This is a genomic window from Paenibacillus tengchongensis (genome assembly GCF_008973665.1).
GTDB lineage: Bacteria > Bacillota > Bacilli > Paenibacillales > Paenibacillaceae > Paenibacillus_AQ > Paenibacillus_AQ tengchongensis.
In genome coordinates this window covers 1-1,176 of sequence record NZ_WACP01000038.1, presented here as the reverse complement: position 1 = coordinate 1,176, position 1,176 = coordinate 1, and the positions used below count along the sequence as shown (strand labels likewise).

1 pseudogene is annotated in these 1,176 nt (G+C 38.3%); it reads left to right on the top strand.

Annotated features, from left to right (window positions below):
- Window positions 1-253: 253 nt before the first annotated feature.
- Window positions 254-793, top strand: a pseudogene (locus F1381_RS27820) (transposase); the annotation flags it as partial.
- Between the last annotated feature and the right edge of the window lie 383 nt (window positions 794-1,176).

The window sequence follows — 1,176 nt, the reverse complement described above, 5'->3', positions numbered from 1 at the left end:
AAGAAATATCTGAAAGTGTTGGTATATCAACGGGGTCAGTTCATAAGATTTGAACACAAGAGTTAAAACTTAGAAAGGTTTGTGCAAGATGGGTCCCACATTTCTTGTGAGAAGATCAAAAGGCTACTCGTGAAAAATTGGCCAAATGTCTTTTAAACAAGTACAAAAATTGTGACAAACGAAGATTATCAGAGCTGCTCACAGGTGATGAAACTTGGATGTATTTTTTTAGCCTCAGAGACGCGTCAATAATAAACAGTGGTTGCACAAAGATCAACCTAGGCCGGTCATCGCAAAAAGAATAAAAAGCGCGGGAAAAGTCTCAAATGCCATATGTTTTAATTCTAATGGACTAATTGTTCAAATTCCTGTACCAAAAGGCCGAACGGTTACAGGTAAGTTTTATAAGAACAATGTGCTGACAAAAGTGAAAAAACATTATGCAAAACAAAGACCTGCTACCGGAATTAAAGGTTTGTGCCTTATTCATGACAATGCAGCTGCTCACAAGTGTGCGCTGGTTCAGAATTTCCTAGAAACAGAAAAGGTTGTAGAGCTTCCCCACCCGCCTTATTCACCAGACCTTAGTCCATGTGACTTTTTCCTGTTTCCTATGTTGAAGAAAACTCTCTCTGGGCGCCGATATGAAGGTAGAAGTGCCCTGGGCAGTGCCATTTTTCAGTGTCTGCAGGGTATTCCCAGAAATGCCTACTTTTCTGCCTTCACAGATTGGATTTCAAGATTAGAAAAATGTATTTCTGTTAAGGGAGAATACTTCGAAGGGTTGAAATGAACGAACTATTGGTGAATCTCAAAATGCGCCCCGAAGAACCCAAATGACACAATTAAATGAACGACCCTCGTATAGATAAAGGGTATAGAGTAGAAGGGCAGTTTAGATATTCATAACTCTACCATAACTATTTTTTTCGGCGCAGCCGTATAATTTGGCTTTTGACACAGGGTCAAACCCCACTTCGACCAATTGAAAGTGTTGTTAACGAAGCCTACTTAATATTCATGAGGAAAATGCTTTTGTAAAATGCTTATTGGTTGGTCACATTTATGGAAGAAAGTCTGAAAAAATAATACACTAGGTTTACGTCCGTACGTCTACTTAAGTTGTTGAAGTAGTTTATTGTGAACGAAATTAAACAATATATTAACATATATGGA